The organism is Delftia sp. 60 (genome assembly GCF_002754395.1).
Classification (GTDB): Bacteria; Pseudomonadota; Gammaproteobacteria; order Burkholderiales; family Burkholderiaceae_C; genus Comamonas; species Comamonas acidovorans.
On record NZ_PEFD01000001.1, the window covers coordinates 869,160 to 882,224 of the forward strand.

Annotated in this window: 12 protein-coding genes; 10 read left to right on the forward strand and 2 right to left on the reverse strand. The window is 68.3% G+C overall.

All coding sequences use genetic code 11. The features are described 5' to 3' along the window. Positions 1–9: 9 nt before the first annotated feature. The 9 genes from CLV01_RS03950 (at position 10) to CLV01_RS03990 (ending at position 9,755) form a co-directional block, all read left to right on the forward strand. Positions 10–1,254, forward strand: a complete 1,245-nt coding sequence (locus CLV01_RS03950) for a toxic anion resistance protein (RefSeq protein WP_099734947.1) — start codon at positions 10–12, stop codon at positions 1,252–1,254. A gap of 2 nt (positions 1,255–1,256) precedes the next feature. Beyond that, a complete protein-coding gene (locus CLV01_RS03955; protein ID WP_099734946.1) occupies positions 1,257–2,867 on the forward strand; it encodes a vWA domain-containing protein in 1,611 nt (536 codons plus the stop codon). Between the two features lie 28 nt (positions 2,868–2,895). Then, on the forward strand, positions 2,896–3,519 hold the full coding sequence (locus CLV01_RS03960) for a hypothetical protein (RefSeq protein WP_099734945.1): 624 nt from the start codon (positions 2,896–2,898) through the stop codon (positions 3,517–3,519). Positions 3,520–3,917: 398 nt separating this feature from the next. Beyond that, a complete protein-coding gene (locus CLV01_RS03965; RefSeq protein WP_012202700.1) occupies positions 3,918–4,505 on the forward strand; it encodes an anthranilate synthase component II in 588 nt (195 codons plus the stop codon). Positions 4,506–4,534: 29 nt separating this feature from the next. Continuing rightward, positions 4,535–5,569 (forward strand): anthranilate phosphoribosyltransferase, encoded by a 1,035-nt coding sequence (trpD, locus tag CLV01_RS03970; protein ID WP_013804671.1) that lies wholly within the window; start codon positions 4,535–4,537, stop codon positions 5,567–5,569. A gap of 50 nt (positions 5,570–5,619) precedes the next feature. After that, positions 5,620–6,423: an indole-3-glycerol phosphate synthase TrpC gene (gene trpC, locus CLV01_RS03975; RefSeq protein ID WP_012202702.1), complete on the forward strand. Its 804-nt coding sequence runs from the start codon at positions 5,620–5,622 to the stop codon at positions 6,421–6,423. A 184-nt stretch (positions 6,424–6,607) separates the two neighbouring features. Next, positions 6,608–7,354 carry a hypothetical protein gene (locus CLV01_RS03980; RefSeq protein WP_218968175.1) on the forward strand — a complete coding sequence of 249 codons (747 nt, stop codon included), beginning with the start codon at positions 6,608–6,610 and terminating at the stop codon, positions 7,352–7,354. Positions 7,355–7,372: 18 nt separating this feature from the next. Next, positions 7,373–8,866, forward strand: coding sequence for a fibronectin type III domain-containing protein (locus CLV01_RS03985; RefSeq protein ID WP_099734944.1), 1,494 nt, complete (start codon positions 7,373–7,375; stop codon positions 8,864–8,866). Positions 8,867–9,023: 157 nt separating this feature from the next. After that, on the forward strand, positions 9,024–9,755 hold the full coding sequence (locus CLV01_RS03990; RefSeq protein ID WP_013804667.1) for a uracil-DNA glycosylase: 732 nt from the start codon (positions 9,024–9,026) through the stop codon (positions 9,753–9,755). Here CLV01_RS03990 and CLV01_RS03995 read toward each other — a convergent pair. Continuing rightward, complete coding sequence (locus CLV01_RS03995) at positions 9,749–11,782, reverse strand: alkyl/aryl-sulfatase (protein WP_099734943.1); 2,034 nt, start codon at positions 11,780–11,782, stop codon at positions 9,749–9,751. The genes CLV01_RS03990 and CLV01_RS03995 overlap by 7 nt on opposite strands. A gap of 87 nt (positions 11,783–11,869) precedes the next feature. Between CLV01_RS03995 and CLV01_RS04000 the strand changes: the two genes are divergently transcribed. Then, positions 11,870–12,583 (forward strand): Crp/Fnr family transcriptional regulator, encoded by a 714-nt coding sequence (locus tag CLV01_RS04000; protein ID WP_099734942.1) that lies wholly within the window; start codon positions 11,870–11,872, stop codon positions 12,581–12,583. A gap of 27 nt (positions 12,584–12,610) precedes the next feature. Here CLV01_RS04000 and CLV01_RS04005 read toward each other — a convergent pair whose 3' ends face one another. After that, positions 12,611–12,970, reverse strand: coding sequence for a hypothetical protein (locus CLV01_RS04005; RefSeq protein WP_099734941.1), 360 nt, complete (start codon positions 12,968–12,970; stop codon positions 12,611–12,613). Positions 12,971–13,065 lie beyond the last annotated feature (95 nt).

Sequence of the window (13,065 nt, forward strand, 5' to 3'; positions counted from 1 at the left end):
GAGCAACCGATGAGCAACACCCCCCAGACCACCGCTGCCAGCGCCGCCGTGGCCGTGCCTGCACAGGAGCAGGATTTCGTGCTGGAGCCGCCTGCGCCCGCCCTGCCCGTGCCCATCGAGTCGGCCAGCGGCAAGGTCCGCCTCAAGGCCGAGGAAGTGCAGCAGCTGGACGCGCAGGTGGCGCAGTTCATCGACGACATCACCGCCAACGACAGCCAGTCGCCCGCCTTCAAGGGCGCGGTCGAGCGCATCCACGGCATGGGCAACAAGGAGGTGCAGGCCGCTGCCGCCGTCTCCAACCGCATGCTGGAGCGCCCCGTCAAGACGCTGAACAACGGCCTGTTCGACCAGGGCAGCCAGATCGGCCAGGGCCTGATCGACCTGCGCCGCCAGGTGGAGGCGCTGGACCCCTCGCGCCAGGACGACCTGTTCAAGCCGCGCAAGCTGCTGGGCCTGATCCCCATGGGCAACAGGCTGGTGGACTACTTCGACAAGTTCCAGTCCAGCCAGAGCCACCTGAACGCCATCATCGACAGCCTCAAGCGCGGCAAGGATGAGCTGATGCGCGACAACGCCGCCATCGAGCAGGAAAAGGCCAACCTGTGGGGCCTGATGGAGCGGCTGGAGAAATACATCCACATCGGCAAGAAGCTGGACGCGGCGCTGGAGGCCAAGGCGGCGCAGCTGGACGCCAGCGACCCGGAAAAGGCGCGCGTGGTGCGCGAGGACATGCTGTTCTACGCACGCCAGAAGGTCACCGACCTGCTCACCCAGATGGCGGTGAACGTGCAGGGCTACCTGGCACTGGACCTGGTGCGCAAGAACAACCTCGAACTGGCCAAGGGCGTGGACCGCGCGACCACCACCACGGTCTCTGCCCTGCGCACGGCCGTCATCGTGGCGCAGGCGCTGGCCAACCAGAAACTGGTGCTGGACCAGATCACGGTGCTGAACACCACCACGGGCAACCTGATCGCCGGCACCAGCGAGTTGCTGCGCGAGCAAAGCGGGAAGATCCACGAGCAGGCGGCCAGCAGCACCATCGACATCGCCAAACTGCAGCAGGCCTTCGGCAACATCTACCAGACCATGGACGCCATGGCCGACTTCAAGGTCAAGGCCCTGGCCTCCATGCAGACCACGGTGGACACGCTGTCGCAGGAGGTGGACAAGTCCCGCGCCTATCTGGAAAAGAGCCGCCGCGAGGACGTGCGCGAGGCGCTGCAGGCGCCTGCCGGCGAGGTGGTGCTGTGAGCATGTTCCGGCGCCTGGCGGCCTGGTGGCTGCTGGGCCTTGCGCTGGCCCTGGCCGGCTGCGGCAAGTCGCCCGAAACCGCGCCGCAGGCCGCCGCCAAGTCCGATCCGTCCGCCGCTCCCCAGGGCGCATTCACCGTGCTAGCCGGCTCCGAGCTCAAGGACGTGGCGCCCGCGCTGGAGCAGGCCGCCACGGCGGCGGGCGTGCCGCTCAAGCTCAGCTATGCGGGCACGCTGGAGATGGTCGAGCGCATCAATGCGGGCGAGCAGTACGACGCCATCCTGCCGCCCAATGGCGCCTATCCCGCGCTGGCGCTGGCGAACAAGCCTCTGGCGCGTGAAAAGCTTTTCTACTCGCGCGTGGCCCTGGGCGTGAAGGCCCCCGTGCTGCAAAAGCTGGGCTGGGACAAGGCACCGCCCACCTGGGCCGATATCGCACGCGCTGCCGTCCAGGGCCGGCTGCGCTACGGCATGACCAATCCGGCCAGCTCCAACACCGGCATGAGCGCGCTGTTCGCCGTGGCCTCGGCCGTGGCCGGCAAGACCGAGGACCTGGACGCCAGGGAGGTCAACGCCAAGGTGCTCAAGGACTTCCTGTCGGGCCACAAGCTCACCGCCGGCAGCTCCGGCTGGCTGGCCGAGGCCTTCGAGCGCGAGCCCGGCGCCGTCGATGCGCTGGTCAACTACGAGGCCGTGATCCTGCGCCTGAACGAGAAGCTGCCCGCCGCCGACCGGCTCACCCTGGTCTACCCGCGCGACGGCGTGATCTCGGCCGACTATCCGCTGATGCTGCTCAACGCTGCGCGGCGCGCCGACTATGACCGGCTGGTCGCCCAGTTCAAGGCCCCCGCCTTCCAGGGCTCGCCGCTGCGCCAGGCCCAGTTGCGCCCCGCCAGCCCCGAGGCGCAGGCCAGCCCGGCGCTGCCCACGGCGCCCGTGGTGGAGCTGAGCTTTCCGAACCGGCTGGAGGTGATCGATGCCGTGCTCTCGGCCTACCAGAGCGATCTGCGCCGCCCGGCGACCAGCATCTTCGTGCTGGACGTGAGCGGCTCCATGAAGGGTGCGCGGCTGGCGCAGATGAAGGAGGCGCTGAAGCTGCTGTCCGGCGCCGAGGCCTCGGCCGCCAGCCAGCGCTACGCCGCCTTCCAGGCGCGCGAGCGCGTGCTGCTGATTCCGTTCTCGGGCCTGGTCGGCCAGCCCGCGCGCGTGCAGTTCGCGGCGGGCGACCTGCAGGCCGCAAGCGCCCAGGTGCTGGCCTATGCCGACAGCCTGGTGGCCGACGGCGGCACGGCCATCTACGACGCGCTCACGCTGGCCCAGCAGCAGGCACGCCAGGAACTGCGGGCCGATCCCGAGCGTTTCGTCAGCATCGTGCTGCTGACCGATGGCGCCAACACGGCCGGCCGCGACTGGGCCGCATTCGAGCGCGAGCAGCGCATGGCGCGCGACGGCGGCGCGCCGCTGGTGCGCGTCTTTCCCATCATCTTTGGCGAGGCGCAGTCCGGCGAAATGCAGGCCCTGGCCGCGCTGACGGGCGGGCGCGCCTTCGATGCGCGCAACACCGGCAAGAGCGGACTGCCGCTGGTGTTCAAGGAAATCCGGGGCTACCAGTGACAGCGCCGCCACCGATCGGACCCGCCTGATGCGCCGCCTGCAGCTTTTCTTCTACGGCAACGGCAACCTCGCCGGCCTGGCGCTGGCCCTGCTGGGGCCGGTGCTGCTGTTTGCCGGCGTGATCGGCGCCGGCTGGGGCTGGATCACCCTGGGCCTGTACGTCGCGGGCCTGCTGCTGGGCTGGGCCCTGCAGCCCGCGGGCGCCAGCTTCGAGCGGGCGCTGCATCAGCACTGGAGCGCCGAGGACATCCGCGAACGCATCGACGAGCTGGTGCAAAAGGCCCGCCCGATGCTCACGCCCGAGATGCAAAAGCACCTGGACAGCGTGCGCGGCTCGGTGCACGAGGTGCTGCCCTCGCTGGCCGAGGCCGGCCCGGTCTTCAACGACGGCCTGTTCACCGTGCGCGAGACGGTGCTGCAGTACCTGCCCGCCACGCTGTCGCACTATGCGGCGCTGCCGCCGCTGTTCCGTGTCACCCAGCCCGTGCAGGACGGCAAGACGGCCAGGCAGCTGCTGACCGAGCAGCTGGCGCTGCTGGCCGGGCAGATGCAGCAGGTGGTGGCCCATGTGGCGGCCAGCGATGCGCAGGCGCTGCTGGCCAATGGGCGCTTTTTGAAGCAGAAGTTCGACCAGCCGGATTTCCTGAAGTGAGGCGCCTGCAGGGTCGTCCCGCCACGCTGCGCGGACCCTGTGTTAGCATGCTCCGCCATGCAGCCTGCTGCATTCCCGTCTTCCAGACACCTGAACTCTCGATCCAAGACAGCCATGAACGGTACGCCCGTTTCGATCATCGTTGCACAGTGGTGGCGCTTCCAATAAGGAAGCGGCACGTCGTTGCGGTTGCGTACCGCGCCTTGCCGCCGTGACGGCAGCAAGGCTCACCCAGCAGATGGCTCCCCGGCACGGCGGCTCCCAGAACCCAGGAGATTGCCCAGATGCCCTCAGATTCCCCCTTCCAGACCCAGGCAGCATTGCGCGCATTCCCGCGCCAGCCTTCGCTGCGGCATGCCCGCGCCACCCGTTTTTCCCTTTGAGACCCAGGAGCCGGTATGACCAGACTGCTGATGATCGACAACTACGACAGCTTCACCTACAACATCGTCCAGTACTTCGGCGAGCTGGGTGCCGATGTCACCGTGGTGCGCAATGACGAGGCCACGCTGGACGAGGTGATCGCCCTGGTCGAGCGCGAGAAGATCGACCGCCTGGTGATCTCGCCCGGCCCCTGCTCGCCGGCCGAGGCGGGCATTTCCGTGGCGGCCATCCAGCACTTTGCAGGCCGCCTGCCCATCCTGGGCGTGTGCCTGGGCCACCAGAGCATTGGCGCGGCCTTCGGCGGCGACATCGTGCGCGCGGGCCAGCAGATGCATGGCAAGACCAGCGTCATCACCACCGACCGCAAGGGCGTGTTCGCCGACCTGCCCGAGCAGTTCACGGTCAACCGCTACCACTCGCTGGCCATTGCGCGCTCCAGCCTGCCCGAATGCCTGGAGATCACGGCCACCAGCGAGGACGGCGAGATCCAGGGCGTGCGCCACACCAGCCTGGCCATCGAGGGCGTGCAATTTCACCCCGAGAGCATCCTCACCGAGCATGGCCACGCCATGCTCAAGAATTTCCTGGAACAGAAGGCCTGAGCAGGCCGGCACCCAACCGAGACACCGCAATGACCCAGATCACCCCCCAGGAAGCGCTGCAGCGCACCATCGAGCACCGCGAAATCTTCCACGACGAGATGCTGCACCTGATGCGCCTGATCATGCGCGGCGAGCTGTCGCCCGTGATGACGGCCGCCATCGTCACCGGCCTGCGCGTGAAGAAGGAGACCATCGGCGAGATCACGGCCGCGGCCGAGGTCATGCGCGAGTTCTCCAACAAGGTCCATGTGGAGGACAAGCGCCACCTGGTGGACATCGTGGGCACGGGCGGCGACGGCGCCAACACCTTCAACATCTCCACCTGCTCCATCTTCGTGATCGCGGCGGCGGGCGGCAAGGTCAGCAAGCACGGCGGGCGCAGCGTCAGCAGCAAGAGCGGCAGTGCCGACGCCATGGAGGCGCTGGGCGTCAACATCCAGCTCAGCCCCGAGCAGATCGCGCGCAGCATCGCCGACGTGGGCATCGGCTTCATGTTCGCGCCCAACCACCACCCGGCCATGAAGAACGTGGCGCCCGTGCGCAAGGAGCTGGGCGTGCGCACCATCTTCAACATCCTGGGCCCGCTGACCAATCCGGCCAGCGCGCCCAACATCCTCATGGGCGTGTTCCACGAGGACCTGGTCGGCATCCAGGTGCGCGCGCTGCAGCGCCTGGGCGCCGAGCACGCCATCGTGGTCTATGGCCGCGACGGCCTGGACGAGATCAGCCTGGGCGCGGGCACCCTGGTGGGCGAGCTCAAGGACGGCGTGGTGCGCGAGTACGAGATCCATCCCGAGGACTTCGGCCTGCGCATGGTGGGCACGCGTGCCTTCAAGGTGGACAATCCCGAGGAATCCAAAGCCATGCTGCTGGGCGTGCTCCATGGCGAAAAGAGTGCCGCGCGCGACATCGTCTGCCTGAACGCGGGTGCCGCCCTGTATGCGGCCAACGTGGCCTCCAGCATCGAGGACGGCATGGCCCGCGCCCAGGCGGCGCTGGACAGCGGCGCGGCCCTGGCCAAGCTCAACGAACTCGTGGCCTACACGGCCCGGCTGACGGCCTGAGCCGCGCAGCCCCCATCGACCACCGAATACAAGAAACCAAGGAAAGCAACGTGTCCGACATCCTCAAGCAAATCTGCGACGTGAAAGTGCAGGAAGTGGCCGCCGCCCAGAAGCGCATGCCCTTCGCGGACATGCGCCGCGACGCCGAAAGCCGCGTGCTCACGCGCGACTTCGTGGGCGCGCTGCGTGCCAAGATCGCCGCCGGCCAGGCCGGCGTGATCGCCGAGATCAAGAAGGCCAGCCCCAGCAAGGGCGTGATCCGCGAGGACTTCATCCCCGCCGACATCGCGCAAAGCTATGCCGATGGCGACGGCAAGGGCGTCAGCGCCGCCTGCCTCTCGGTGCTGACCGACAAGCAGTTCTTCCAGGGCAGCGTGGACTATCTCAAGCAGGCGCGCGCCAGCTGCCACCTGCCCGTGCTGCGCAAGGACTTCATGGTCGATCCCTACCAGATCTACGAATCGCGGGCCATGGGTGCCGACTGCGTGCTGCTGATCGCCGCCTGCCTGGACGACGCGCAGATGGCCGAGATGGAACAAATCGCCCACAGCCTGGACATGGCCGTGCTGGTCGAGGTCCACGACGGCGCCGAGCTGGACCGCGCCCTGCGGCTCAAGACGCCGCTGGTGGGCATCAACAACCGCAACCTGCGCAGCTTCGAGGTCAGCATCCAGACCACGCTGGACCTGCAAAAGAACGTGCCGGCCGACCGCCTGCTGGTCACCGAGTCGGGCATCGGCAGCCGCGAGGACGTCAAGGCCATGCGCGATGCCGGCATCCACAGCTTCCTGGTGGGCGAGGCCTTCATGCGCGCCAAGGAGCCGGGGGAGGCGCTGGCCAAGCTGTTTGCCTGAAGCCAAGACCAGATCGGTCCCTCGGTGGAGCGCCACCGAAGCAGCCCGCCGCAGCCATGCGTGCGGGCTTTTTTTGTGCAAATAGTGTTTCTAAAAGTTTTTCGTTTGCATGATAATTATTGACAATGCGCATGAAATGCCGATCCGGCAACATGGCCGCAGCCCATCGCCTACGGAGATTCCGATGTCGTTCATGCCCCGTGCCCCTGTCCTGTCCAGCCGCGGCTGGGCTGCCCTCATCGTTTGCGCATCGGCCACGCTGGCATCCTCCGGCGCCTGGGCACAGGCCACGCGCACCTGGGTCTCGGGCGTGGGCGATGACGCCAACCCTTGCAGCCGGACAGCACCGTGCAAGACGTTTGCGGGCGCCATCCCTAAGACGGCTGCCAAGGGTGAGATCAATGTGCTGGACCCGGGCGGATTCGGTGCGATCACCATCACCAAGTCCATCACCATTGACGGCAGCGGCGGTGCCATCGCCGGCGTGCTGGTGTCGGGCACGAACGGCATCACTGTCTTTGCAAACCCTTCGGATACCGTGGTGCTCAGGAGCCTGGACATCAACGGCGTTGACCAGGGCCTGTCCGGAGTGAACATCCTGCAGGCCGGCAAGGTGGTGGTGGAGAACGTCAAGATCCAGGGCTTCGCGCAGGCGGCGGTCAGGGTGGACGCTGCAGCCACCAACACCTCTGTGCTCGTGCAAGGCTCGCAACTGCTGGGCAATGTGCAGCCGATCCAGGGCGATGCAGCCCGCGCCGCCATCAGTGTCCAGAGCACGACCGCCCAGGTCTACCTGTCCAACACCACGGTGTTCGGCAATGACAAGGCGTTCAACGCTGTGGCAGGCGGGAAGATCACCTCGTTCAACAACAACCGGGTCATGGGCAACACCCAGGACAGCGCGCCCACCGACACCGTCTACGAACGCTGATCGGCGCAAGGCAGCATCATGCACAGCGTAAAAGGCGTTGCCCGCAAGTCCTGTCTGGGGCTTGCGGTGTTTGCGGCCCTGGGCCCGGCGCAAGCCGCCGAACTGCTGGCCAACGGCAGTTTCGAGCAGAACTCCGGTCCGGGTTCCCTGGTTTTCACGGGCTGGCAATCCGTGTCCCAGGCCGGCTCCAAGGGCGGCTTCGCCGCCCAGCAAGGCACCAAAGGCGCCATCACGCCCGTGGCCGTGCCTGCACCTCCCGACGGGGCGTTTGCCCTCATGAGCGACCAGCCCGGCCCCGGCAGCCATGTGCTCTACCAGGACGTCGCCATTCCGGCGGGCAGCCCGGCCACGCTGAGCGCCCGCGTCCATGTCCAGAATGCGGCCAAGGTCGCTGCGGCGCCGGCCACGCTTGACTACACGGTGGCTGCGCCCAACCAGCAGGTGCGCATCGACGTCATGAACCCTGCCGCCGCGCCCGACAGCCTGGGCGCCGGTGTGCTGGCCAACGTCTTCCAGTGGCCGCCGGCCACGGCGCCCGGTCCTTCGGACAGCGGCAGCGGCTACCAGTCGCTGCAGTTCGACCTGTCGGCCTACGCGGGCCAGACCGTGCGGCTGCGCATTGCCGAGGTGGACAACCGGCAAAGCCTGTTCTTCGGCGTGGATGCGATGAGCGTCTGGTCCGGCAGCGTTCCGGGCGCACTTCAACCACCTGCCGATACGGGCTTTTTCGCGCAGGGCACGGCCGTGCAGCTGACCTTCGATCCGGTGGCCTCCATCCCCGGCCAGACGGTCACGGGCTATGTGGCGCAATGTGTCCCGCAAGGCGGCGGCGCGGTGCTGACGGGCACGTCCAGCACTCCGACGGTGGCGGTCAACGGCCTGACACCCGGCGTGGCCTACAACTGCAGCGTGGCGGCACAGTCCAGCAGCGGCGCGGGGCCCGCCTCGCAGCCCCTGACGGTCAACGCCCCTGTCGCTGGCGCCACCACCATCTCGACCCTGCAAGGCGGCAGCGCGACGCTGACCGTCAGCAATCCGGCCAGCGGCTGCAGCCTGCAATCGGCATCGCTGGTGCGTGCGCAAAGCCTGCCCACGGCGCCGCCCCAGGGTGCGGCGGCCTATCCGCTGGGTGTGCTGGACCTGCGCTCGTCGGGCTGCAACTCAGGCGCGACGCTGAAGCTCAGCGTCACCATGCCGCAGGCCCTGCCTTCGGGTGCCCAGTACTGGAAGTACGGTCCCACGGCGGCCAACCCGGCACCGCACTGGTATGCCTTCAACGATGGCTTCAAGGTGACCTCGGCCAATACCTACACCCTGGAGGTCCAGGACGGTGGCCTGGGCGACGATGACCTGCAGGCCAATGGCGTGGTGGTCGATCCGGGCGGTCTGATGGTGATGGCGGCGGCCTCTCCTGCCGCCATTCCCGTGTGGAACCTCGCGGGTCTGGCGGCCACATCGGCCTCGGTGCTGCTGGCCATGGCGGCAATGCGCCGGCGCCGCCGGACGCGCTGATGCGCTGACGTGCATGTCGCACACGCCGGGCGGCTGTGCGACTGCGGGTATCCTCAGGACATCAATGCACCGGCCGCACGCCGGTGCATTCCCGCTTCTTTCGCACCTTTGAGAAGACGCCATCGCGCGCCATGCGCGTGCTGGTGCCCCATCCGCCATGGCCCTTCAAGACGACGCAATCGCCCCGGCGCAAGCCGACCAACTCCAATCCGCCGATCCCGCCGACTGGCCCGTTGCGCCCGACTGGCAGCCCCTGGTCGAGGACTTCTTCGCGGGTGCCACGGGCCAGCAGCTGCTGACCTTTCTGCACCAGCGCCTGGAAGCCGGCGCCGTGATCTTTCCACCCCAGCCGCTGCGCGCGCTGGAGCTGACCCCGCCCGAGGAGGTGCGCGTGGTCATCCTGGGGCAGGACCCCTACCACGGCCGGGGGCAGGCCGAAGGCCTGTCGTTCTCGGTGGCGCCGGGCGTGCGCATGCCGCCCTCGCTGCAGAACATCTTCAAGGAGATGCAGCGTGACCTGGGCGTGCCCTTTCCGCCGTTCCCCAACCCGGGCGGCAGCCTGGTCAAGTGGGCCAGGAACGGCGTGCTGCTGCTCAACACCTGTCTCACGGTGGAAGAAGGCCAGGCGGCCAGCCACTCGGGCAAGGGCTGGGAGCTGCTGACCGATGCGGTGATCCGACACATCGCCCAGGGCGAGCGGCCCGTGGTCTTCATGCTCTGGGGCAGCCATGCGCAGTCCAAGCGCGCCTTCATTCCGGCCGACCGGGGCCATCTGGTGCTGACCAGCAACCATCCCTCGCCGCTGTCGGCGCTGCGCCCGCCCGTGCCCTTCATCGGCAACGGGCACTTCGGCAAGGCGCGCGACTTCCGCGCCCAGCACGGTTACTGAGCGGCCCGCTCGGGGCGTGGCTCCACCATGGGGAACACGCTGTCGAAGCGGTCCAGCATGGACATGAGCGCCGCTACCTTGGAGGCGTCGCCCTCGATGCGCAGCTGGCCGCTCTTGATGGCCTCGGCCATCGTGGTCTCCTGGCCTGCAATGGCGTCCAGCGTGGCGCGCGTCAGGCGCAGGCTGGCATGGGCGGCGGGCGCAAGGCCCGGGCTCTGGGTGAGGGCGCTGTTCTCCAGGTTCAGGCTGCGCTGCTCGCCGGTGTCGGTGAAGGTCCAGTTGAGCACGATGCGCTGGCCTGCGGCCTTGCCGGCGTCCAGCCGCACGCCCAGGTAGTCGAAGAACATCTCCAGCGGCAGGCTGCGCACCAGGTCGCGCGCGGTGCTGCCGGGCCTGGGCAGCTGGGGCACGCCCTGGCGCAGTTCCGCCGCGCCCTGCAGGAAGGCGTTGCGGGCCGTGGCCGATTCCATCTGGTAGCCCAGCTGTTCATAGGCATTGGCCGCCAGGCGGCGCGCGGCCTGGTTGGCCGGGTCGGCAAAGACCAGTTGCGAGGCGATCTGCGCAACCCAGCGGTATTCGCCGCGCTCGTAGTCGGCCTGCGCACGGCGCAGCACGGCGTCGGCGCCACCCATGTATTCCACGGTCTTGCGCGCGGCGGGCACGGGCGGCAGCGCCTCCAGCTGGGCCGGGTTGCCTTCGTAGTAGCCCAGGTAGTGCTGGTAGATGGCGCGGATGTTGTGGCGCAGGTGGCCGTAGAAGGCATGCGTTGCGCCGTCGCGGGCCAGGGATTCGGGCATCTTCAGCATCTCGGCGATCTCCGAGCCCACGTAGCCGTGGTTCATGAGGCGCACGGTCTGGTCGTGCAGGTATTTGTAGGTGTCGCGCTGGCCGGCCAGCAGGTGCTGCAGCCGGGGCTGGCCCCAGACCGGCCAGTGGTGCTGGGCAATCATGATCTCGGCCTTGCCGCCATAGGTGTGCAGGGCGTCGTTCAGGTGGCGCGACCAGCCCAGCGCGTCACGCACCTGGGCGCCGCGCAGCGGCAGCAGGTTGTGCTGGGTGTGCACGGCGATCTCGGCCATGTTCAGCACCTTGAGCTGGGGGTAGTACATGATCATCTCGGCCGGCGCCTCGGCCCCGGGGGTGAGCGCGAACTCGATGTCCACGCCGTCGATGCGCAGGGTCTCGCGCGGCTTGTCGATCACGCGCGTGGGCGCGATCAGCCCCATGGTGCCGGGCGCACCCGCCTTGCCCAGCCCTGCGTCCACCTGTCCCCTGGCATCGCGCGGCAGCAGCATGCCGAACTGGTAGAGCGCGCGCCGGCCCATGGCGTGGCCGGCGATCACGTTCTCGCCCACGGCCTCGGCCATGAAGCCCGCTGGGGCGATGACCTGCACGCGGCCCGCATCCACCTCTTCCTGGCGCACCACGCCGCGCACGCCGCCGAAATGGTCCACATGGCTGTGCGAGTAGACGACGGCCACCACGGGCTTGCGCGGGCGGTGCTGGAAGTACAGGTCCATGGCGGCCTGGGCGGTCTCGGTGTACATCAGCGGATCGACCACGATCAGGCCGGTCTCGCCCTCGATGATGCTCATGTTCGACAGGTCCAGGCCGCGCACCTGGTAGAGCCTGTCGGTCACCTGGAACAGGCCGCTGACGCGGTTGCGCTGGGCCTGGCGCCACAGCGCGGGGTGCACGGTGTCGGGCGCCTGGTCCTGCTCCAGGAAGGCATAGGACTGCATGCTCCAGATGGGACGGCCCTGGGCATTGCGCACGACCAGGGTGTCGGCCGGTGCGATCAGGCCGCGCCGGGCGTCCTCCATGGCCTGCGCATCGTCCAGCGGCTGCTGCGCCAAGGCCGCCTGCTGGGCCGCGCGCGTGGCGGCGCTGGCCGGCTGGGGCCTGGCCATGTCGGAGACGGGCAGGCTGCCGTGGGCGCAAGCGCCCAGCAAAGCGGCTGTGGCCAGGCTGGCCAGCAGGCGGGAAGGGCGCGCCAGCGCGCGGGGCAGGGGGTGTGAGGCTTGCATGGAAAGGTCTCCTGGCATGTTCGATGTCAGCGGCGAAAATACGCAGGCCCGCCGGCTGTGTCTGTCAGCCACCCGACATCCCTTTCCATGCAAGCTTCCCTCGCCTCTTCCTACCTGCCCACGCTGCGCGCCGGTCGCTGGTTCAGCGCACTGGCGCCGCAGTTTGCCGATTTGCTGCTGGCGCTGGCCCAGCCGCGCAGCCTGGAGACGGGCGAGGCCCTGTTCCTGCGCGGCGATGCGCTGGAGGGTGGGCTGTTCGCCGTGGTCCGGGGCAGCATCGGTTTCTCCGGTGTGGGTGGCCAGAGCGAGCAGGCGCGCGAGGCGCTGCTCACGCGCATGGGACCGGCCACCTGGTTTGGCGAGATCGCGCTGTTCGACGGTTCGCCGCGCACCCACGATGCCCACGCCATGGAGCCCAGCGTGGTGCTGCAGGTGCCACGCCAGCCGCTGCTGGACTGGCTGCGGCAGCACCCCGCGCACTGGCATGACCTGGGCGTGCTGATGTCGGGGCGCATGCGGGCGGCCTTCGCGGCGCTGGAGGACCTGGCCCTGCTGCCCGCACCCCAGCGCCTGGCGCGCCGCCTGGTGGCCATGGCGCGTGGCTACGGCGAGCGGCTGGACGATGTGCCGGCCCGGCCGCGCCTGGATATCACGCAGGAGCAACTGGCGCGCATGCTGTCGATCTCGCGCCAGACCACCAACGTGCTGCTGCAGGGCCTGCAGGCGCGCGGCCTCATCCGGGTGCAGCGCGGCGAGATCGAGATCCTGCAGTGGCAGGCGCTGTGCGCCGAGCGGTTCTGAGCGGCGCAGCCAGTCAAGGGCTGTTGTTCAGACCACCAGCGCATTCTCCACGTCCTGCACCTTGCGGCGCGCCAGCGCGAGATTGGCCTTGGTCTTGTCGAGCACCAGGTACAGGAACAGGCCCTCGTGGTGGGTGGAGGGGCGCAGGATGTGGTACTGCCTGCTCAGCGTGATGAGGATGTCCTCGATGGTGTCTTCCAGGCCCAGCGAGCGCATGGTTTTGAGTTTGGCGCGCACCAGTTCGGTGTTGCCGGCGGCAGCCAGCTCCAGGTCCACGCCCGATCCGTCCTGCCCCAGGATCATGCCGCTGTTGTAGTCCACCAGTGCAGCGCACATGGCGCCGTCGCAGCGCATCAGTTCATCCATGGTTTGCTTGATATTGGCCATTGTTTTCCTAACTCCCTTGTGTTGCGAAAATGTTCTGCACCTTCGCGGTGCCTTCTTGCCGGATGCATATGAGCAGCCCTTGCCTGCCTTTGCCA

What these genes read in the sequence shown, in the direction of transcription:
- CLV01_RS03950 (WP_099734947.1), top strand. Translation starts at nt 10, where the DNA reads ATGAGCAACACCCCCCAGACCACCGCTGCCAGCGCCGCCGTGGCCGTG.
- CLV01_RS03955 (WP_099734946.1), top strand. Translation starts at nt 1,257, where the DNA reads ATGTTCCGGCGCCTGGCGGCCTGGTGGCTGCTGGGCCTTGCGCTGGCC.
- CLV01_RS03960 (WP_099734945.1), top strand. Translation starts at nt 2,896, where the DNA reads ATGCGCCGCCTGCAGCTTTTCTTCTACGGCAACGGCAACCTCGCCGGC.
- CLV01_RS03965 (WP_012202700.1), top strand. Translation starts at nt 3,918, where the DNA reads ATGACCAGACTGCTGATGATCGACAACTACGACAGCTTCACCTACAAC.
- trpD (WP_013804671.1), top strand. Translation starts at nt 4,535, where the DNA reads ATGACCCAGATCACCCCCCAGGAAGCGCTGCAGCGCACCATCGAGCAC.
- CLV01_RS03980 (WP_218968175.1), top strand. Translation starts at nt 6,608, where the DNA reads ATGTCGTTCATGCCCCGTGCCCCTGTCCTGTCCAGCCGCGGCTGGGCT.
- CLV01_RS03985 (WP_099734944.1), top strand. Translation starts at nt 7,373, where the DNA reads ATGCACAGCGTAAAAGGCGTTGCCCGCAAGTCCTGTCTGGGGCTTGCG.
- CLV01_RS03990 (WP_013804667.1), top strand. Translation starts at nt 9,024, where the DNA reads ATGGCCCTTCAAGACGACGCAATCGCCCCGGCGCAAGCCGACCAACTC.
- CLV01_RS03995 (WP_099734943.1), bottom strand. Translation starts at nt 11,782, where the DNA reads ATGCAAGCCTCACACCCCCTGCCCCGCGCGCTGGCGCGCCCTTCCCGC.
- CLV01_RS04000 (WP_099734942.1), top strand. Translation starts at nt 11,870, where the DNA reads ATGCAAGCTTCCCTCGCCTCTTCCTACCTGCCCACGCTGCGCGCCGGT.
- CLV01_RS04005 (WP_099734941.1), bottom strand. Translation starts at nt 12,970, where the DNA reads ATGGCCAATATCAAGCAAACCATGGATGAACTGATGCGCTGCGACGGC.